This window comes from Bradyrhizobium zhengyangense (assembly GCF_022012435.1).
In the GTDB taxonomy this organism is placed as follows: Bacteria; Pseudomonadota; Alphaproteobacteria; order Rhizobiales; family Xanthobacteraceae; genus Bradyrhizobium; species Bradyrhizobium zhengyangense.
In genome coordinates this window covers 178,778-198,803 of record NZ_JAKLUA010000001.1, presented here as the reverse complement: position 1 = coordinate 198,803, position 20,026 = coordinate 178,778, and the positions used below count along the sequence as shown (strand labels likewise).

At 64.7% G+C, this 20,026-nt stretch carries 20 protein-coding genes; 6 read left to right on the top strand and 14 right to left on the bottom strand.

Annotated elements, in window-relative coordinates; genetic code table 11:
- Window positions 1-1,209, bottom strand: a complete 1,209-nt coding sequence (locus L6637_RS00940; protein ID WP_237862152.1) for a deoxyguanosinetriphosphate triphosphohydrolase — start codon at window positions 1,207-1,209, stop codon at window positions 1-3.
- A gap of 110 nt (window positions 1,210-1,319) precedes the next feature.
- Between L6637_RS00940 and erpA the strand changes: the two genes are divergently transcribed.
- The gene (erpA, locus tag L6637_RS00935; protein ID WP_027529739.1) at window positions 1,320-1,649 is read left to right on the top strand and encodes an iron-sulfur cluster insertion protein ErpA; all 330 of its coding nucleotides are present in this window, start codon (window positions 1,320-1,322) and stop codon (window positions 1,647-1,649) included.
- A gap of 257 nt (window positions 1,650-1,906) precedes the next feature.
- Here erpA and L6637_RS00930 read toward each other — a convergent pair whose 3' ends face one another.
- Window positions 1,907-2,773, bottom strand: a complete 867-nt coding sequence (locus tag L6637_RS00930) for a cobaltochelatase CobT-related protein (protein ID WP_237862150.1) — start codon at window positions 2,771-2,773, stop codon at window positions 1,907-1,909.
- A 309-nt stretch (window positions 2,774-3,082) separates the two neighbouring features.
- On the opposite strand from L6637_RS00930, the gene L6637_RS00925 reads away from it, so the two are divergent.
- Window positions 3,083-3,985 carry a hypothetical protein gene (locus L6637_RS00925; protein ID WP_249798163.1) on the top strand — a complete coding sequence of 301 codons (903 nt, stop codon included), beginning with the start codon at window positions 3,083-3,085 and terminating at the stop codon, window positions 3,983-3,985.
- Here L6637_RS00925 and L6637_RS00920 read toward each other — a convergent pair.
- Together L6637_RS00920 and L6637_RS00915 are read right to left on the bottom strand one after the other, a co-directional pair.
- A complete protein-coding gene (locus tag L6637_RS00920; protein ID WP_237862147.1) occupies window positions 3,970-5,052 on the bottom strand; it encodes a dienelactone hydrolase family protein in 1,083 nt (360 codons plus the stop codon). The genes L6637_RS00925 and L6637_RS00920 overlap by 16 nt on opposite strands.
- 163 nt (window positions 5,053-5,215) lie before the next feature.
- Window positions 5,216-7,546 (bottom strand): ATP-binding protein, encoded by a 2,331-nt coding sequence (locus L6637_RS00915; RefSeq protein ID WP_237868799.1) that lies wholly within the window; start codon window positions 7,544-7,546, stop codon window positions 5,216-5,218.
- Window positions 7,547-7,681: 135 nt separating this feature from the next.
- Here L6637_RS00915 and xth point away from each other — a divergent pair, with 135 nt between their 5' ends.
- Window positions 7,682-8,479 carry an exodeoxyribonuclease III gene (gene xth, locus L6637_RS00910; protein ID WP_237862143.1) on the top strand — a complete coding sequence of 266 codons (798 nt, stop codon included), beginning with the start codon at window positions 7,682-7,684 and terminating at the stop codon, window positions 8,477-8,479.
- Between the two features lie 164 nt (window positions 8,480-8,643).
- Here the strand turns inward: xth and L6637_RS00905 are convergent, their stop codons facing one another.
- Both L6637_RS00905 and ilvD read right to left on the bottom strand, forming a co-directional pair.
- Window positions 8,644-9,468, bottom strand: a complete 825-nt coding sequence (locus L6637_RS00905) for a tetratricopeptide repeat protein (RefSeq protein ID WP_237862141.1) — start codon at window positions 9,466-9,468, stop codon at window positions 8,644-8,646.
- Window positions 9,455-11,179, bottom strand: a complete 1,725-nt coding sequence (ilvD, locus tag L6637_RS00900; RefSeq protein ID WP_237862139.1) for a dihydroxy-acid dehydratase — start codon at window positions 11,177-11,179, stop codon at window positions 9,455-9,457. Before ilvD ends, L6637_RS00905 begins: the two co-directional genes overlap by 14 nt.
- Before the next feature lie 429 nt (window positions 11,180-11,608).
- Between ilvD and L6637_RS00895 the strand changes: the two genes are divergently transcribed.
- Both L6637_RS00895 and L6637_RS00890 read left to right on the top strand, forming a co-directional pair.
- Window positions 11,609-11,887, top strand: a complete 279-nt coding sequence (locus L6637_RS00895) for a metal/formaldehyde-sensitive transcriptional repressor (protein WP_063706516.1) — start codon at window positions 11,609-11,611, stop codon at window positions 11,885-11,887.
- 5 nt (window positions 11,888-11,892) lie between these two features.
- On the top strand, window positions 11,893-12,966 hold the full coding sequence (locus L6637_RS00890) for a nickel/cobalt efflux transporter (RefSeq protein WP_237862137.1): 1,074 nt from the start codon (window positions 11,893-11,895) through the stop codon (window positions 12,964-12,966).
- A gap of 12 nt (window positions 12,967-12,978) precedes the next feature.
- Here the strand turns inward: L6637_RS00890 and L6637_RS00885 are convergent, their stop codons facing one another.
- Entirely contained in the window at window positions 12,979-13,866 is an 888-nt protein-coding gene (locus L6637_RS00885) for a DUF1259 domain-containing protein (RefSeq protein WP_377802678.1), read from the bottom strand.
- Between the two features lie 474 nt (window positions 13,867-14,340).
- Between L6637_RS00885 and L6637_RS00880 the strand changes: the two genes are divergently transcribed.
- Complete coding sequence (locus L6637_RS00880) at window positions 14,341-15,399, top strand: Cj0069 family protein (protein WP_237862133.1); 1,059 nt, start codon at window positions 14,341-14,343, stop codon at window positions 15,397-15,399.
- On the opposite strand, the gene L6637_RS00875 is transcribed toward L6637_RS00880, so the two are convergent.
- The 7 genes from L6637_RS00875 to L6637_RS00845 form a co-directional block, all read right to left on the bottom strand.
- Window positions 15,396-16,187, bottom strand: a complete 792-nt coding sequence (locus L6637_RS00875; protein ID WP_237868798.1) for a CbtA family protein — start codon at window positions 16,185-16,187, stop codon at window positions 15,396-15,398. The two genes, L6637_RS00880 and L6637_RS00875, sit on opposite strands and share 4 nt — an antisense overlap.
- A gap of 10 nt (window positions 16,188-16,197) precedes the next feature.
- Window positions 16,198-16,404, bottom strand: a complete 207-nt coding sequence (locus L6637_RS00870) for a CbtB domain-containing protein (protein ID WP_237862129.1) — start codon at window positions 16,402-16,404, stop codon at window positions 16,198-16,200.
- A 3-nt stretch (window positions 16,405-16,407) separates the two neighbouring features.
- Window positions 16,408-16,698 (bottom strand): hypothetical protein, encoded by a 291-nt coding sequence (locus L6637_RS00865; RefSeq protein WP_237862127.1) that lies wholly within the window; start codon window positions 16,696-16,698, stop codon window positions 16,408-16,410.
- Window positions 16,695-17,273 (bottom strand): hypothetical protein, encoded by a 579-nt coding sequence (locus L6637_RS00860; protein WP_237862125.1) that lies wholly within the window; start codon window positions 17,271-17,273, stop codon window positions 16,695-16,697. Before L6637_RS00860 ends, L6637_RS00865 begins: the two co-directional genes overlap by 4 nt.
- A 77-nt stretch (window positions 17,274-17,350) precedes the next feature.
- Window positions 17,351-17,608 (bottom strand): hypothetical protein, encoded by a 258-nt coding sequence (locus L6637_RS00855; protein ID WP_057755853.1) that lies wholly within the window; start codon window positions 17,606-17,608, stop codon window positions 17,351-17,353.
- 199 nt (window positions 17,609-17,807) lie between these two features.
- A complete protein-coding gene (locus tag L6637_RS00850) occupies window positions 17,808-18,644 on the bottom strand; it encodes a fumarylacetoacetate hydrolase family protein (RefSeq protein WP_237862123.1) in 837 nt (278 codons plus the stop codon).
- Window positions 18,645-18,673: 29 nt separating this feature from the next.
- Window positions 18,674-20,002, bottom strand: coding sequence for an MFS transporter (locus tag L6637_RS00845; RefSeq protein ID WP_377802677.1), 1,329 nt, complete (start codon window positions 20,000-20,002; stop codon window positions 18,674-18,676).
- Window positions 20,003-20,026: the final 24 nt, after the last annotated feature.

The window sequence follows — 20,026 nt, the reverse complement described above, 5'->3', positions numbered from 1 at the left end:
CTAACGCAAATCCGGGGTCGAGTCAAAGAGCCGCTGGTGCTCGGTCAGGGCGAAACGGTCGGTCATTCCGGCAATGAAATTGCCGATCCGGCGGGCCCGGTCGCCCTCGTCGTCCGCTTCCGCCCCCACCAGCCATTCCGGCGGCAGGTCGGCCGGCGATGAGGTGTACTTCGCGAACAGGTCGAACAGGATCTGTTCCGCCTCGCCCATCACCCGCATCACCCGCTTGTGGCGGTACATGTGCCCATAGAGGAAGCGCTTGATGGCGGCCTCCTCCTCGGCGACTTCGGGCGGGAATGCGATCAGCGCCCGGCTCTGCTGGCGGACGTCCTGGGCCGATTGCGGCCCGACGGCAGCGATGTTCTTCTGCGCCTCCGCGAACACCGCGCCGATCAGATGGGAGATCAACTCACGTACCAGCTCGGCCCCGCGCCGGACGTCCTCGAGGTCGGGATAATGCGCCGAGGTCTCGGCGATGATCTCGGCCGTGAGCGGCATGACCTTGAGGTCGTCGAGATGGAACAGGCCGGCGCGCAGGCCGTCGTCGATGTCGTGGGCGTCATAGGCGATGTCGTCGGCGATCGCGGCGACCTGCGCCTCCAGCGAAGCGAAGCTCCAGAGCTCCAGATCGTAGGTCTTGACGTAGTCGGCGATCCCGACGGGAATGCCATGCTCGCGATAGCGGCCAACGGGCGCGCCGCTGCGGTCGGTCAGCGGACCGTTGTGCTTGACGATGCCCTCGAGCGATTCCCAGGTCAGGTTGAGCCCGTCGAATTCAGGGTAGCGGTGCTCCAGCGAGCCGACGACGCGGAGCGCCTGGGCGTTGTGGTCGAAGCCGCCAAAATCCTTCAGGCAGGCATCCAGCGCCCGCTCGCCGGCATGGCCGAATGGCGGGTGCCCGAGATCATGGGCCAGCGCCAGGGTTTCGGTGAGGTCCTCGTCCAGGCCGAGCTGACGGGCCAGCGCGCGGGCGATCTGGGCCACCTCCAGCGAATGGGTGAGCCGGGTCCGGTAGTGGTCGCCCTCGTGGAACACGAAGACCTGGGTCTTGTATTTGAGGCGGCGGAACGCGGTCGAATGGATCACCCGGTCGCAATCCCGCCGGAACGGGCTGCGGGTCCGGCTCGGCGGCTCGGCGACCAGCCGGCCGCGGCTGCGCTCGGGGTCGCAGGCATAGGGCGCGCGGGGGGCTGCCATTCCGACGGACACGACGAATTTAGTCCCTATCCATTTGATTCTGCGTATCCTTGCACTTAACTATGCCGGACGCGGGATACCAAGTGAACTTGGCATGACCGCGGGCCGATCGGAGACCGACAATGACGACTGCCGTGACCATCAGCGACCGCGCCGCCCGCCGGATCGGGGAGATCCTCAAGGGCGAAGGCACCGGCGCGATGCTGCGCATCTCGGTCGAGGGCGGCGGCTGCTCCGGCTTCCAGTACAAGTTCGACATCGACCGCGACCGCACCGACGACGATCTCGTCATCGAGCAGGAGAACGCGGTGGTGCTGGTCGATTCCGCCTCGCAGCCGTTCCTGGCAGGCTCGCAGGTCGATTTCGTCGACGACCTGATCGGCGCCTCCTTCCGCGTCAACAATCCCAACGCGACGGCGTCCTGCGGCTGCGGCACCAGCTTCTCGATCTAGCCCGGCACAAAATCTCGAAAACAACCCCATGCACAGTAGTCGGGACGCCCGCATGGCGCGTTTCGGCTTTTGCGAAAATCATTTGACCCGTCGGGCAAAACAGGGGTAGGATGTCATCATCGCGAAATCCCAAGTGCGGGGTGCTCGACCAGGCACACGCGCGGCAGCTTCGATACAGCCCAACGCCGACGCGGCCCCTGCCCTCGTCCAATTCCCAGATCTTGACTGCCGCCTTCGTTCCCGCACTGACGGACACGTCAAGGCGACGGGCGCAATAGTCGATTGATGAGCTGAACCAGCGTGTCCTCCAACTCTTCTGGAGCGTTGATGGTAATGCCTTGCTCGTAGTACTGCTCGACCGGATGGCCGATGCCGATCGCCGCAAGCCTGATGTCGCCGGCCTGCTCGATCTCGTCGGTGACACGGCTCAAATGGTGGCTCAGATACCGATCGCCATTCGCGAGCAATGTGGGATCGTCGACCGGCGCACCATCGGACAGCACGATCAGATATTTCTGCCTTTCGCCGCTTCGGCGCAAACGCGACGCAGCCCATTCGAGGGCTTCGCCATCGATATTCTCCTTGACGAGGTCCCGCCGCAGCATGCTGGCGCAGTGTCGCGCGCTCAGCTTCTCGCCGGCGCTGCAGTAGACGATGTGCAACAGGTCGTTCAGTCGCCCGGGATAGGAAGGCTGGCCGCTGCTGAACCATTTTTCCCGGCTCCGACCGCCCTTCCAGCGCGAGGTCGTGAAGCCGAGCACTTCCTGCTTTGCCCCTAAGCCGTCGAGCAGGTCGGAGGCGACCAGCGCAGCCCTGGCCGCGAACAGCATCGGCTGTCCGCGCATCGAGCCGGAATGATCGATGAGCAATGACACGATCGTATCGGCGGCCTGAGGCTGGGTGGTCTCCATGCCCGCACGCCGTGCAGCAAGGTCGTTTTCGAGGTCGTACAGTTGCGCTGGATCGACCTCGGGAAATCGCTCGGCCCAGCGCCGGTCGGGGAGCTCGGCCAGGAAAGCGTCCAGATCGTCGGCCTTGATCTCCGCGTCGAATTCTCGGGTATAGACCTGATAAGGCCGATCAGGATCGAACCGAACCGGGCGACGCCGCGATCTCCGGAGCAATGGAAAAAAGGTCCACGCAATGATCGCAACGACCGCCGTCGGGAGAGCAATATGCGAAAGCAAGCTCGACTCCAGTGATTTCGACAGTAACCCTACAAACCGGACCTGCAGAACCCGCTTCCCCGCAACCGCTCCTTAGCTGCCTAGAGGAAAACGGCCTCAGAAAATTTGATGGTCCTACCGTCCGCCCACTGCTCGGGATCAACCATGAACCCGTTGTGTACCCAACTCGACCAAATGCAAGGGACAGTCCACATCATTCAAGCTCGAAAGCCTCCTTCAGCGAGCTGACAGGTATCAATTCATCCCATGCGCATGATCAATCGTCTGCTCTGTTGCCTCGCCCTACTCCTTGCAATTGCAACCCTCCCCGTGCCTCCGGCGCGTGCGGTCCAAACCTGCCCGTTCATCAGCGCCCAGGAACTCGCCGGCGCGATGCCGGCGCTGAAATGGTCGCTGATTTCAAATCAGGATGGTCGCGGCTGCATCTACCAGGGCGGGCGCGGCGACACGATGATGCTGTCCGTGTTCCGCAATCCCGACAGGGACCGCGCCAAGGAGATGTACGCGACCTTCGTCAAGACGCTCGGTGAGCGCATGCCGCTGAATGCAGTCGCTGACATCGGCGAGGAAGGCCAGGGCGGAACGACCGCCGCCGGCGCGGAGCGCCAGGAGGCCTCGGTCCTCGCCTTATCAGGCGATTACATCCTGCAGCTCAGCGTCTATCCGATCGGCCGGCGCGCCGACGACGCCCTGCTCGGCCCGATCACCCAAGCCGCGCGCGTTGCCATTGGCAATGTGACCAAGACCAGCGAGCGGTTCGGCGGCTGCGAATGGCTCGCGGCCGCGGATGCCGACGGCTTCCTCGACAAGAGTACGCTGCAGGTCCAGCGCACCGGCGCCGGCAGCTGCATGATGTTCGATCGCGAGGCCAATACCATGGCGGTTGCGGTGATCACGATGTCGCGCGACACCGTCATCAGCATGATGAAGCGCGCGGGCCCGTGCCAGCACGTAGCGATCCCCGAGCTCGGCAGCGAAGCCTTCGGCGAGCATTCCTGCACCAAGGGCAACGACAATGCCGTCAACATCTTTGTCTGGAAGAACGGCAGGCAGGCGTCGATCCTGTTCGCGCCGGTCAAGCCGCATCCGGAGTCAGGCTCGGTCGAGCACCTGAAGGCGGTCGCCGCGCGGGTCTATGGCAAATTGTGACCGCGCGGCGTTCCACTGCATCGCGTGGACCGTGTTTCAATCCCCGCAAGCTTTTGTCCGACCGCGTAAAGCTTGCAATCTTCGCCGCGCGAATTGATCTTGCATTTCATCAAGGCAGGCTCGCGTGCCTCGGGAGCTGTGCGGCCAAATCCAGTTCCGCAGTGGCCGTGCGTGCTCACCGCGAAGGCCTTGGCATCATCGGGATTGGCGAGGTAGTCCGCGAACGCCCCCTGACAAGCGGCGACAGCCCCCGGCGGGATTGGCAGCTCAGCGAACAACGGCGCCTCTATGACAGTCTTCGTCGGAAGACCTAACCTTTCAAGAAAGGGGTCGACGGACGGAAACCAGGTATCTGCCGGCGCGAGCACGACGGTATTGTGGCCGTTCGATTCGAACGGAGGCAGCAGATGCAACTGCGCAGGCGCACCGCCAGCGCTGTAGGCCGCGAACATGCGTCGTGCCAAGTCGGGACCGTAGAATTGATCGTTCTCAGCATAGAGCCAAAGCACCGGGACACGGGCCGTGCGACCCAATGCGGCGACTGTATCGACCAAGTTATCAGGCGAGCAGGGTTGGTTGGGTGCGGAGAAGGTGTGCCGACCACCATCAAAATTCACGGCGCCAACGACCCCCGGTATGTTCTCTGCGGCGACGGCCATCACCGTGAGCCCCCCAACGGAATGACCGAGCAAGACGACATGCTCGGCGTCGACCCAGGGCTCATTACGCAGTGAAGCGACCGCCGCAATGACATCGTCGCCGGCAGCGCGCACGGCCGGAAGATAGTCGCAGACCTGCCGCAAAGACTCGGAGAACCCTCCCCCAGATCGGCCATAGCCACGACGCATGATCGAGACCACTGCATATCCTCGCTGCGCGAAGGCGACGGCCGCCTTGCTGTAGCCGACCGGAGAGCGGTTGAGGATTTCAGTGAAGAATTCCTCGCCGGAGAGGCTAGGCATTCCGTGAGTGATCACGACGAGAGGAAATTTGCCGGGGCGATCAGGACGAATGACGAAGCTTTCCAGCGACACTTTGTTGCCGGAGATCACGACAGGCAACATCATGTGCGTGCTCATTAGCGGACCGTCGCCGGCGCGGGCGGAGGCCGTGAACAAGATGAGAAGCATGACAAGGAGGCGCATGGCGGCGCAACGTAACACGACGATCCGAATTGCCAGCGTCCGGACAACGGGTGCGGAAACGCATATTCGTGCACGGAGTTAACGCCTACGCGCCCGTCATCTGCCTTTCCTCGTCCGTCCACTCCACCTCATCGGGCATCAGCGCCGGCTGAAGCGGCGCGCCCTCCGTCAGCACGTGGCCGTCGAGCGCGCGCAGCAGGGCTGCGACCAGCGCCGGCTTGCGTAGCGGTTTGGCCAGAAAGTCGGACATGCCAGCCTCGCGGCAGATCTTGACGTCCTCGGGGAAGGCGTTGGCGGTCAGCGCGATGATCGGCAGCGCTTCGAAGCGTCCGCCCTCTGCACGGATCGCCCGCGTCGCGGCGAGCCCGTCCATTTCGGGCATGCGCACATCCATCAGCACGATGTCGTAATCGCCCTCGGACACGGCCGTGACGGCCTCGACACCGTCGGTGACGACGCGCAATTCGACGTCGAAGGCACTGAGCATCTTGCTCACGACCATACGGTTGACGGCGTCGTCCTCGGCGACCAGCACCTTCAGCGGCCGGTCGAGGTCGGCAATGCGGGCCTTGAGATCGTCGGCTTCCTCACGGCCAGCGTCCTGATCGGATGTCTGCGCCTGGCTCCACGGCAGCACCAGCGTGAAGCGGAAGGTCGAGCCCTCGCCCGGCGTCGAGGTGACGCCGATGGTGCCGCCCATCTGCTCGATGATGCGCCTGGAGATCGCAAGGCCGAGACCGGTGCCGCCGAAGCGGCGGCTGATCGAGGCATCGGCCTGGGCGAAGTCGGAGAAGAGCTGCCCGAGTTTTTCGGGCGCAATGCCGATGCCACTGTCGGTCACGGTCCATTCGACGGTCGCGAGGAGATCGCGGCGCGCCTGGCACACCGCCTTGATCGTCACCTCACCCTGGTCGGTGAACTTCACGGCGTTGGAGGCGAGATTGAGCAGCACCTGCCGGATGCGGGCGACGTCGCCGCGCAGCGTCGGCGGCAGGTTCGGATCGAGCTCGACCTTGACGGCGAGTCCCTTGCTTTTGGCACTCGCGCGCACCACGGTCGCGACCGTCTCAACCAGCGTCTGCGGCGCGAAGTCGATCGCCTCGAACTGGAAGCGTCCCGCCTCCAGCTTGGAGAGATCGAGGATGTCGTTGAGGATGCGCTGGAGGTTGTCGCCGGATTCGCGGATCGTGGTGACGGCCTCGCGCTGCTCCGCATCCAGATTTGTTTCCAGCAGCATGCTGGCAAGCCCGAGCACGCCGTTCATGGGCGTGCGGATCTCGTGGCTCATGACGGCGAGGAAATCCGACTTGGCGCGGCTCTCGGCCTCGGCCTTCTCCGCGCGCCAGCGCTCGGTGACGTCGCGGCCGAAGCCGCGATAGCCCAGGAACTGACCGTCGCGGTCATAGGCCGGCTTTGCGGTCAGCGACCACAGCCGCGCTTCGCCGCCGGCGACGACCTTCAAATTCATCTCGTGGAGCGGCTCGGCGTGCTCCATCAGGCCGACGACGTTGTAAGCGGCCGCCTTGTCCTCGGGACACAGCATGTCGAGCACGTCGGCGAATTGCGATCCCTTCAGAAGCGGAAGCGGCAATTGCGCGACGTCGGCGAAGCGTTGCGGCACGTCGACGAGGTGGCCTTCGGCGTCGGTCTGCCACAGCCAGTCGCTGGCGTTCTCCTGAAAATCCTTCAGCAGCAGCGAGATGATCTCGGTCTGCCGCTCGAGCTCGAGCTGGGCCTTGAGATTGCCGAGGAACAGATTGCCCTGCGAGACGATGTTGCGCGCCATGAAGAACGCGAACAGCATCAGGAACACAGCGGTCACCAGATATGGCCCCGTGCCGCACAGCAGCAGCGCACCGGCGCAGGCGACGGCCATGGTGGCGAGGTAGACGAGGCCGGCACGCGGGAATGTCGACAGCGTGAAGGCGCCGCCGGACATCATGCCGACCATCAGGCAGGCCAGGATCAGCTGGCTGGTCGGCCCGACCTGGCTGAACAGCGCCAGCGGCAGCGTGCCCCAGATCGTGGCAAGGAAGAACGCCTGCCGCATCATCTGCCGCGCCGCGCGCGGCGAAGCTTCCTGCGGTGGATTGCGGTGCGAGCGCTGCCATGCGCGCACCGCGAGCGCTGCGACGGCGGTGAGGGTTGCGCCCCAGATCGCGAGGAAGTCGTTCCAGCCCCGGCCCCAGAACAGGATCAGCACGATGGCGACGTTGAGCATGGTGACGGCCATGGTCACCGGGATCAGCCGCGTCACCGCGTCGATCTGCTTGGCGCGGATGCGGCGCAGCTCGCGCTCGCTGAGATCGGCGGTCAGGCCGTCCTCGATCTCGAAGCCGCCGAGCCAGTACAGGAACGCGCCGACGAGACCGTCGCGCTGCTCAGTTGGTTGTGCAGATTTGTACGGCCATCCCATTCCAAGGAACCTTTTCCGTATCAATGGCCTACGGCCGGCTTCAACCGGGTTAATTTTGTGGGAGATTTTGCGGCGTCCTTGACGGAGGCGTTAGCGGTTTGTTCTAACCATGGCCCCTGCCCGGAGCCGCCCCCCATGCCCATCAGAGTTGCCACCTGGAACGTCAATTCGGTCCGGCAGCGGATCGATCTCCTGCTGACCTGGCTGAAGGAGTGCCAGCCCGATATCGTCTGCCTGCAGGAGATCAAATGTGTCGACGAGGCCTTCCCGCGACTGGAGATCGAAGCGCTCGGCTACAACGTGGTGACCCACGGGCAGAAGACGTTCAACGGCGTTGCCCTGCTCTCCAAACTGAAATTCGATGAGACCAAGTCAGGACTTGCCGGCGACGACGAGGACACGCATGCCCGTTTCCTCGAGGGCGTGGTGACACTCAAGCAGGGCGTGCTGCGCATCGCCTGTCTCTATCTGCCCAACGGCAATCCCGTCGGCACCGAGAAATATCCCTACAAGCTCAAATGGATGTCGCGGCTTCTTGAGTATTCGAAGGAGCGTCTTAAGACCGAGGAGCCGCTGATCCTCGCTGGCGATTTCAACGTCATCCCGCATGCCCACGACGTCCACAATCCGGCCGCCTGGACCGAGGACGCCCTGTTCAAGACCGAGACGCGGGAGAGCTTTCAGTCCCTGCTCGGCCTCGGCCTGACCGACGCCTTAAGGGCCGTCACCGACGAACCTGGTCTCTACACGTTCTGGGATTACCAGGCCGGGGCCTGGCAGAAGAACCAGGGACTGCGCATCGACCATCTGCTGCTCTCGCCCCAGGCGAGCGACCGGCTCGCCAATGTCGGCATCGACAGCTATGTGCGGGCCTGGGAGAAGCCGTCGGATCACGTGCCTGTGTGGGCGGATCTGGATCTGGAGGCGGCGTAGGCTTTAGGCCGAGTTGGCCGGAGCGAGCGGCAGTCGCAACTGCTGTAGGGTGGGCAAAGGCGCGCCCTTCGCGCGCCGTGCCCACGTTCTGCCGGCTTCGGAGAGAGATCGTGGGCACGGCGCTTTGCGCCTTTGCCCACCCTACGGCACCGACGTTGCCGAACCTACTCGCGGCGGCCCTGCACCCACTGTTCCAGCATTTGCAGGCACATGGCGCGGTCGTCGTCGGAGGCCTTGGCGAAGGCGCGGTTGTAGTTTTCCTTGATCCAGGTCTCATCAGTGCCGGCACTGTCACGCGCCAGCGTCAGCCACATCAGGCCGCGCGCGGCCTGCCGCGGCAGGCGGTCGCCGTTGAACAGCATCTGCCCGAGCAGCGCCTGGGCCTCGTGCTGCCCCTTCTGGGCGGCAAGGCCGAGCCAGCGCGCGCCGTAGCGGAAATCCTCACGCGAGGCGTCCGGCGTCTTCAGATAGAGCCGGGCGAGATCGTACTGTGCGTCCGCGTTACCGAAATAGGAGGCGGCATAGGAGAACATCTCCCGCGCCCTGTCGGGATCGGCCTTGACCTTCGAGTTCGGAATGCCGCTCAGATAATAGCGGCCGAGCGCGACGAAGGCATTGGCGACGATCTGCGCCTGCGGCGCCGACGGGCTGTCCTCGGCATGCGCATTGGCGATCCGGTTGAAATATTCGAACGCGCGCACGTCGTCCTGGACGACGCCGTCACCGCTCGCATACATGCGGCCGAGCTTCCACTGCGCAATGGGATGACCGCCCTCGGCGGCATATTGCAGGGCACTGAGCGAGGTTTCCTGGGTCGCGACCGGCGGCACCGACTTGCGCACCGCGCCCGCGGAACCGGGCAAGCTGGTCACGACGGGGATGGTCGCGTCCTTCGGATTGACAGGCGCGCCGTCAAAGGCGAGCGCCGGCGCGGCCAGCGCGGTAGCCCCCAACACAAACGCAACGATGGCACGCCTAGATGTCCGCATAGCACTGTTTCTCGTGCGCGCCGCCCGGATGGGTCACTGCCCCCCCGACCGCTGGTCCAACCTGTTGGGCATATTTCCAGAGCGCACCCGACGTATGGTTAGTCGCGCGAGCGCTCCATTTGGTCTTGCGCTGAGCCAGTTCAGCGTCGCTCAATTTTACGTTAAGGGTACCGGCGTCCGCATCGATCTCGATGATGTCGCCATCCTCGAGCAGCCCGATCGGGCCCCCGATCGCCGCCTCCGGGCCGACATGGCCGATGCAGAAGCCGCGCGTGGCGCCGGAGAAGCGACCATCGGTGATGAGCGCGATCTTGCCGCCCATGCCCTGGCCGGTCAGCGCCGCGGTGGTCTGGAGCATCTCCCGCATGCCGGGGCCGCCCTTGGGGCCCTCGTAGCGGATCACGATGACTTCGCCTTCCCGATAGGTGCGCTTCTGGACCGCCTCGAACGCATCCTCCTCCCGGTCGAAGCACCTGGCCGGACCGGTAAACTTGAGGTTGGACATGCCCGCGACTTTCACGATCGCACCTTCTGGCGCCAAATTGCCCTTCAGACCGACCACACCCCCCGTGACGGTGATGGGCTTGTCTGCCGGGTGCACCACGTCTTGGTGCGGATTCCATTTCACGCTCTTGAGGTTTTCGGCGATCGTTCGACCAGTGACCGTAATGCAGTCACCGTGGAGAAATCCGTTGTCGAGCAGCGTCTTCATCAGAAGCGGTATGCCGCCAACTTCAAACATGTCTTTGGCGACATAACGGCCACCCGGCTTCAAATCCGCGACATAAGGTGTCTTTTTGAAGATTTCGGCGACGTCGAATAAGTCAAACTTGATCCCGGCCTCATGCGCGATCGCCGGCAGGTGCAGCGCAGCATTGGTCGAGCCGCCGGAGGCGGCGACGACGGCGGCGGCATTCTCCAGCGCCTTGCGGGTGACGATGTCGCGCGGCCGAAGATTGGACGCGATCAGGTCCATCACCTTCTCGCCCGCGGTCATGCAGAAGGCGTCGCGGATTTCATACGGTGCCGGAGCACCGGCCGAGTAAGGCAGCGCGAGGCCGATGGCCTCGGATACGGTCGCCATGGTGTTGGCGGTGAACTGCGCGCCGCAGGCGCCCGCAGAGGGGCACGCCACGCGCTCGATCTCGTCGAGGTCCTCGTCCGACATGGCGCCGACCGAGTGCTTGCCGACGGCCTCGAACATGTCCTGCACGGTGACCTGCTGCCCGCGGAAATTGCCGGGGAGGATCGAGCCGCCGTAAATGAAAATCGAGGGAACGTTGAGGCGCAGCATCGCCATCATCATGCCCGGCAGCGACTTGTCGCAGCCGGCGAGCCCGACCAAGGCGTCGTAGGCGTGGCCGCGCACGGTCAGCTCGACGGAGTCGGCGATGCATTCGCGCGACGGCAGCGAGGAGCGCATGCCGTCATGGCCCATGGCGATGCCGTCGGTGACGGTGATGGTGCAGAATTCGCGCGGCGTGCCGCCGGCGGATGCGACACCCTTCTTCACCGCCTGCGCCTGGCGCATCAGGGAGATGTTGCACGGAGCCGCTTCATTCCAGCACGAGGCAACGCCGACGAAGGGCTGGTGGATCTGCTCGGTGGTCAGACCCATGGCGTAGAAGTAGGAGCGATGGGGCGCGCGCGCAGGACCTTCCGTCACATGACGGCTCGGCAGCCTCTGCTTGATGTTGGCCTTGGCGTCCATCGCGACCAGTTTCCTCAGGTCCAGTTTCCTGGCTAACCCTTGTCAGTTCAGGAAGATCAGAACCAAGATTTGAATCGACCTTGGAATTTCCTGCCGCCTGCAAGGGACCAGCCCAGCCCCTGAAACATTCGAGTGATTTTATTCATGTTCGGGTGTGGCCAAAAAGCGGCGCCGATGCGAACGACCAGTGATGAGGGTTAAATCCACAGAAGGTGTTGCTCAGGCAGCACAATCGTTACCGGGAAGACACGGGTTCGCTTACCGTGATACCCGCGCGAAGATGACATCTCGCAATCTCTGATTTCATGATGCGGAAAGTGCGACCGCTGTTGTGGCGACGGTGCGTGGATCGCAACTGAGTCGGCCTTCGCCGCAAAGCGACGGCATGCGCGCATTGACTCATATAGGGTACCCCCCTATGTTACCCTGATGTCGCACACCATCAAGCACAAGTCGAAGCTGATCGGCCGCGTCCGGCGCATCAAGGGTCAACTTGAAGCCGTCGAGCGTGCGCTGGAGTCGGAGATCGGCTGCGCCGATGTGCTGATGCTGGTGGCGTCGGTGAAGGGCGCAATCAGCGGTCTCACCACCGAGCTCCTGGAAGACCACATCCGCCATCATGTGGTGGATCCCGCGCACGAGAAGGATCCGGAGAAGGCCAAGGGCGCCGCCGACCTCATCGACGTCGTCCGAACCTATTTGAAGTGAACGAGATGACCGACCTGTCTCATCTGCTCCAACAGAGCAGCGCACACGCATGGCTGTTCGTGCCCAGCGCCATCCTGCTCGGCGTGCTGCATGGTCTCGAGCCCGGGCATTCGAAGACGATGATGGCCGCGTTCATCATCGCGGTCCGAGGCACCGTGTTCCAGGCCGTGCTGCTCGGCCTGTCGGCGACCATCTCCCATACCGCAGTTGTCTGGGCGGTCGCGCTTGCGGGCCTGTATTTCGGCCAGGAACTGTCAGGCGAACGCAGCGAGGCCTGGCTGCAACTGGTCTCCGCCGCGATCATCATCGGCATCGCCGGCTGGATGGTCTGGCGCACCTGGCGGGACCAGAACCACGAACACGATCATCATGATCATCATCACCACCACGACGAGCCGCAATCGATCTCGCTCGCCGGCTTCGCGCTGCTGCTGGAGGTGTTCGAAGACGACGTACCGCCGCGCTGGCGGATCCGAAGCGAAAAGGACGCACTTCCCGCTGCCGGCGACATCAGGGTGACCACGATCCGCGAGGACGGCGCGGAGCAGGCCTTCGCGTTCGCCGCGCGGGACGGATACCTCGAAAGCGTCGATGAGATTCCCGAGCCGCATGCGTTCAAGGCGCGCGTCACCCTCGCCGGCGACGCGACCGAACTGCTGTTCGAGGAGCACGACCACGACCACATCGACCTCGGCGACGAGGATGACGCGCATGCGCGCGCTCACGCCGCCGACATCCGCAAGCGCTTTGCCGGACGAACAGTCACCACGGCGCAGATCGTCTTGTTCGGCCTCAGCGGCGGCCTGATCCCCTGCCCCGCCGCGATCACGGTGCTGCTGCTCTGCATTCAGTTGAAGCAGTTCAGCCTCGGCTTCGTCCTGGTGCTGTCCTTCGGTATCGGGCTCGCGATCACGATGGTATCGGCAGGCGTTCTCGCCGCGCTCAGCCTGCGCCACGTCGAACGCCACTGGAGCGGCTTCAGCCGCTACGCCCACCGCGCGCCCTATGTCTCGGCGGCCTTGATCGTCTTTGTCGGCCTGTACACCGGCTGGATAGGCTTGCACGAACTGATGACGTGACTGGCTTGCCGGTCAGCCTTTCGCACTTGCCGTCTTGTCGAGCGCGGCGCGAAGGCCCTTGGCAAGCTTGATCGCGTCGTCGTTGGCCCAGAAGTGCATGAAGAGCAGCCGCGGCTGCTCGTCCAGCATATGGCTGTGCAGCGCCGTCACTTCGATGCCGTTCTCCAGCAGCGCGGCAATCACCGGGTTCACCTCGTTATCTGACAGAACGAAGTCGCCGGTGATGGCCGCCTTGCCTCCCCCTGTCGGCTGGAAGTTGATGCCGATCGCGACGCCCATTGCGCCTACGGGCGCGAGCGGCATGCCCGCCTGCGTGACCGGATCACGACGCTTGACGGTGAACTGATAGACACCGCCATTGGCCTGTCCCTTGGTGCCGATGATCTGGTCGAGCTTGGCTGTATCGAGATCGACGGCGGGCGGCGGGCTCGCCGGTGCGGCAGCGGTGAGCGGTGTCTTGCTTGCGGCGAGTGCATCATGGATCGCGGCGGCGAGCTTGGCGGGGTCGCCATGTCCGGCGACATGCATGTAGAACGTAGCCGGGCTCGCCCGCAGCAGATGATTGTGCACGGCGGTGATCTCCAGACCACTCGCGATCATCTTCGCCATCACCGGATTGATCTCGGTCTCGAGCAGCACGAGGTCGCCCATGACCATGGCGCCGCCATGCGCCGGCTTGAACGCCACCCAGCCGCCGAGCGCCAGCGCCGGCTTGATCGCGACCCCGTCCAGGGTCACGGAGAGATCGCTGCGCGGAAATCCGTAGCGGTGGACATCATCCGAGACGGCGGCCTTGCGTCCGAGCGTTTGATCGATCGCCGGCCAATTGATGTCGTCCGCGCGGGCCGGCGCGATGAATTGCGCGGCGCCCAGGACGACTCCCAAGGCGGCGGCCAACATGATGGCTGCGTGACAGAGTGTGCGTCGTCGCATGATCGTTCTCCTGGTGTCCCTGCCCCAGGGTTGAAGCCGTGTTCGGCTCAGGCATCGACGGCACGCGCCGACGCATGCCGCGCGAGACGGACGAGCCGATCTGTCAGATCAATCGAGATGGATGAAGTGGACATGCTGCGCCCTTGGTGATCAGGACGCGATGCTTGGGCATGTCGCCTCGCGGGGAGACCGCATATCCCCGATGCCCGAACTAGAAGCCCGGGGGTCCAGGCTGTCAACGCGCGGATTCAGGTGCGCTTCGAAAAGATTTCGGAGACCCGATGGAACGAAATCGTTCGTGGGTCTCTCGCTTGAATGCCGCATCGTCGCGTCTTGCGCTTTCCGGACGATCCCGCCTAGAATGGCCCGGTGGGGACGAAGCAGACTCCCCGTGAGACTTCGGTCCAAGTCTGCGCAGCACGCAATTCGTGGAGCTTGCGCATGGACACCAAATCCCCTCACCGATATTCCCTGGCCATTGTTTCGCGCGGCGACGCCGACGCCCGCCGGAACACCACCCCGCAGAACAGCCGTTTCGTTCGCGTCTTCGAGGCGCTCGCCGCCGCCGGCATCGACGCGCAACCGGCGATCTACGATGAAAGCTTCGCTGAAGCCGTCCGCGAGCAATTGCTTGGAGTCGACGGCGTGCTGGTCTGGGTCGATCCGATCCACCAGGGCAAGACGCGCGCCGAGCTCGACGCCCTGCTGCGTGACGTCGCGGCGCGCGGCCCGTGGGTCAGCGCGCACCCTGATGTCATCCTGAAGATGGGCGTCAAGGAGGTGCTGTACCGGACGCGGCATCTCGGATGGGGCGCGGACACCCATCGCTACGACAGCGCGGCCGCGTTTCGGGCGGAGTTTCCGCCGCGGCTGCAAGCCGCTGGACCGCGCGTGCTCAAGCAGAACCGCGGCAATGGCGGCCAGGGCGTCTGGAAGGTCGAGGCGCTCGCGAACGCAGTCCCGACGGTTCGCGTGCTCCATGCGCTGCGCGGCAGCCTTCCCGAGGACGTGCCGCTCGAGGCCTTCCTCGCGCGGTGCGAGCCGTATTTCGGCTGGGGCGGCTGCATCATCGATCAGCCGTTTCAACCGCGCCTGCCCGACGGCATGATCCGCTGCTACATGAGCGGCGCCAAAGTCGCAGGCTTCGGCCATCAATTGATCAAGGCCCTGATCCCGCCGCCGGCCGAGGGGCCTGATGCGCCTGAGGCGCAACCGGGGCCTCGCGTCATGCACGGCCCCGATGCCCCGCAATTCCAGGCGCTGAGGCGATCGATGGAGGAGGAATGGACGCCGCAAATGATGGAGCTGCTCTCCATCAACGAGGCGTCCCTGCCGGTGATCTGGGACGCCGACTTCCTGTTCGGGCCGCGCAATGCGGACGGAGCCGACACCTACGTTCTCTGCGAGATCAACGCGAGCTCGTGCTTCGCAATCCCCGATCAGGCGCCGGCGGCGATTGCCCGGACGGTCAGCGAACGACTGGTAGGAGCGAAGCGCTAGAGGGTCGCGCCGCGATCGAAACGCGCGAACACCGCGCTCGTCAGGCCGCCGAGCATGGTCCAGAACACCAGGCTCGTCACCGTCACCGCGGTGACGAACTGGTGCGTCAGCGACGACGGCACGTTGGTCTCGACATTGGCGAGATCAGGCGCGCCGATCAGGTGCGGCAGGGTCAGCAGGATCACCGCTGATATCGCCGCCGGCACCGTCCGGCGGAAGACGATCAAGGCGAGCCCGCCCGCCGTCGCCAGCACGGCGGCGAGCCACCAGATCTGCCGCGACAGCAGCGGCGCCGAGGGCACGCCGGGCAGCTCCGGCGGCAGGCCAAGGCCCGGCGCAAGCGTAAAGACGGCGAAGCCCGCCAGGCCCCACAACAGGCCTTCATGCCAGGAGACGCTCGCCCCCGTCGCCCCGCTGCGCACGGCGAAGAAGCCGGCAAGAAGCAGCGCGAATCCGATCGCGGTCAGGACATTGGCGGCGGCGGTGTAGGCGTTGCGCTCAAATCCGTCGCGCGGCTCCCAGGCGCCGCCATGATCGTGGTCGCCGGCGCCACGATCATGGTCGCCGTGATCGTGGGCTGCATGGTCATGGTCTGCGTGGTCATGCCCGGCCGCTGCCGGCTGCGCCGTGGCTGGCGCGTCATGCTGGTGCGCGTCCGCCGCCTTCTCGAAGACCTCCGCCTTCAGGATCAGGGGGACGGTGCCGAACTGCTGGACGGCGGTGACGAGGAGGCCGACGACGAAACCTGAAATGACCGATGCGAAGACGATCGCGCGAAACGTGCTCATGCCTTCGAGATTAGTGGCAGGGGAACGCGTTCGAGTGGCGCACGTCGTGGGCGGCGTTGTGGACGACGTCGATATGGGAGAAGCCGACCATGCCGACGACGAACACGCCGAGCACCATGGCCATCACGGCCTGCGACAGCCGTCCCACCTGCCCTGCGGCGACCGGAAGCGTGATCTGGGCCGAGGTCTGGGCGTTGGCGAGCTGGGACTGGCTCATGGTCTATTCTCCATTGGCGATTTGCGCGTCTTCTAGCAGCTTCCGGGCGATGTCGCGACTGGTAAGATGCAGGCTCGTCCCGGGCAAAATGTCCCTGCGGGCGATCTTGGCGTCCGCGGCAGCGCGAAAGACGGCCTCAAGCCGCTGGAAATAGCCGAGGCAGGCCTCCGGCGTGGGCTCCGCACCGAGCAACGTCCGGAAAGCGCCCCGGTGCACGGCGCAGATCGCGCCATGTCCGGCCACGGGAAAGACCAATGAGGCGATATCGTCGCGCCAACGGGCTTCGCTGCTCAAGCGGTTGCGCGTCCCCGCCCGAGGGAGCCGATCAGGCGGGCGATCTCGCAGACGGCGACGAGGCCCGCGAGCCACACCGCGCAGGTCAGCCCGATCCGCGAGACGATGGCCGCCGTGAAAGCGCCCTGCCCGCCAAGGAACGGCGTCGCGGCGAACAGCGCCAGCTCATAGGCCGCATAGGCGGCGACAAGGGCAATCGCCAGCATCAGCGGCGTGCGGCCTTGCGGCAGGGTGCGAAGCATGATCGATGCCGCGGCCGTCGCGACAAGCGTCGCGGCGCCGATCGCAAGGCCCCAGGCGATGGTGCTGGCATCAATGGGATAGTGGAGCGCGGCGAAGCCGATGCATTGGTTCACCAGCCACGCGCCGGTGACAACCAGCAGCGCTTGACGCAGCGGCAGCGCGGCCGCAGCCACGACAGCGAACGCCGCAAACGGCGTCGCACAGGCAAGCGCAAAGCTTGCCAGCGCGCAGGACACAGTCAGCAGCGCAAAGCAGAACAGCGCGGCATAACGCGGCTCGACCGGGTGAAGCCTGGCGTGGTCGGACTGCGGCGGCAGGATCGTGAGGGGCATGAACAATCTCCTGGCGGCGATCCTACCACATTGTCGGACAAGTCCGCCAACCGCCCCCACGGGGCGAGACAGGCGCGCTACGCGCGCCCTCTCGGGCGCTGGGCCTGAGCCCAGGCCGTGGTGACGTCGCGCGGCGGAGCGTCGATCCGCTTGATCGGAGTGAGTTCACCGGAGGCGGAGATGATGGCGGTTTCCTCGCGGCGACAGCGTGGACACACGAAGCTGACTTCGTGCGGCTGCGCCGACCAGCTCGAACGTTTGACATTGGCCGCCATCGGCCATGCTTCGCAATGCGAGCATGACACCAGAAACCGACCGGGATCGAGCATACCCATTCCTAAGGACTCCGCGTCCTGCCGCCCTTCTGTAATGATTGACCCATGTGAATCGTTCCGGTGCGGACGCACCGTCGCCGTCCAACGGTTCCGCGCCGGCGTTCTATAACAGCCGCGTCATGCCGAGCGATTGCGCCGCCGTTGCCCAGTGAATCCTGCGCAGCAGCGGCGCATAGGCCGTCGTCAGGTCCGGGAAACATCAGGCTTCGTCGGCAATCCCGTTGCGGAGCAGGCCGACCTTGTCGATCTCGACCTCGACAACGTCGCCGGCTTTCATCCACAGCGGCGGCGTACGCCGCGAGCCGACGCCACCCGGCGTGCCTGTCGCGATGACGTCGCCGGGCTCGAGCCGGGTGAACTGCGAGCAATATTCGATCTGGCGCGGGATATCGAAGATCATCTGGTCGATGGTGGTGTCCTGCACCACCTCGCCGTTGAGCCGGGTCTGCAAGCGCAGCGGACCGACATCGCCGACCTCATCAGGTGTCACCAGATAGGGACCGAAGCCGCCAGTCGACGGAAAATTCTTACCCGGCGTAAACTGGTGGGTGTGGCGTTGATAGTCGCGCACGCTGCCCTCGTTGTAGCAGGCATAGCCGGCGATGTGGCCCCAAGCCTCGCTCTTCTGAATGTAGCGGCCGGGCTTGCCGATGATGATCGCGAGCTCGCCCTCGAAGTCGAGATGGGTCGAGACCTTCGGGCGGATGATGTTGGTGAGATGTCCGGTCTGGCTGTTGGCGAAGCGCCCGAACACGGTGGGATTCTCAACCTCGGTGCGGCCCGTCTCCTTGCGATGGTTCTCGTAGTTCAGACCGATGCAGAGGATCTTGTCGGGGTTCGGAATCACCGGCAGGAATTTGATCTTCGCCAGCGGATGGCGCTTCGCGCCAATCGCTGATTTGGCCGCCTCGGCAAGCGCGCCGGCCGCAATCGCCGATTTCAGATCGGGATAGCGATTCCCAAGATCGGCCACGCTATCGCCCTCCACCAGGCCCCACGAGGCGGTGTTGTCGATTTGAAAGCTTGCGAATTTCATGTGGTGTCCTTGACGTTTGAAGCGGTCGATCAGGTCGACGTGGCGGGAAGAATGGTAGCCGAAGGTGATCGCGAAGAGGCCTTGGCAAAACGCGCGATGGTCCGCTCCGGGAAGATGAGTGCAAACGCGGCAACCGCACCGACGATGAGAATGCCGGCAGTGAATGTCATGGCGTGAGCATAGCCGAGCGCGCTGTTGCTGCCCGCCTCGCCGACGATCCATCCGGTCAGCGCGTTCGAGAATAGGGCCGATGCCGCATTGCCCGAATAGATCACGACGATCAGCCGGCCGCGCTGGGCCGCCGGCGCCACGGCGCCGAGTGCCACCGGGCCGAAGATCGTGGTCAGGCTTGGCGCGGCGAAGGCGATGGCCACGCAGGCGAGCTGAAGGGCGCCCGAGGTTACGATGCTGAGCAGCAGCGCACAGCCTGCGACCAACAGCGCCAATCCCGAGGCGTTGCCGAGACACGCGCGCAAGCTCCAGCCGCGACGCTGAAGGACCTGCGTGACCCAGGAACCGCTGAGCAGCAGCGGCGACTGGAACATGTAGATAGCCGAAATGATCCAGCCGACATCGGTCGGCTTGTAGCCGAGCCCAAGCTGGAGGAACGGCGGCAGCCACGTCGCGGAGATACCGACGATCCAGTACGACATGGTCGACATGATGATGACGCCGATCACCGTCGGATCACACCACAACAGCCGCGCCGGCACGTTCGGCGAGGCCGCAGGTGCATCGTGGCCCGCACTCGCGGCGGCGTAGGGCCCCTCCCCGCCGATGACGCTCCAGGCCACCATCCAGGCGATGCCGAGCAGGCCGCAAACCAGAAAGCCCGTGCGCCAGCCATGACTAAGGATCACATAGGTCAACAAGGGGCCGCCGGCCAAAAGGCCCACGCTGATCCCCTGCAAGACCACGGCGCTCGGGACACTGCGCTTGTCGGCGGGAAACCAATTGTAGCAGGCATGCAAGGCCGTCGGCAGGCCGGGCCCCTCGCCCGCGCCGAGCAGAATGCGGCAGACGACCAGCACCATGACAGAGCTCGAGAAGAACACCGGAAGCTGCGTCGCCGACCAGATGGCAGCGAGCAACATCAGGATCCATTTCACGGGGAAGCGGCCGACGACGAACAGTCCGACGGCCATCCCCGAGAGCGAGAATAGTAGAAAGAAGCTGCTGCCGATGAGGCCGAATTCCTTCGGGCTGAGCGATAGCTCCTTCATCATCGGTACCGCCGAGAGGCCGAAGACCAGCTTGTCGAAGAAATTGATCGTCTGAAACAGAAACAGCATGATGAGAACCGCGTAAGCGCGTGCAGGCACCGTGGGCCCCGTCGTCAAGCTCTCCGATGATGGCATCATTTCCCCCTGTTGCATTTTGTC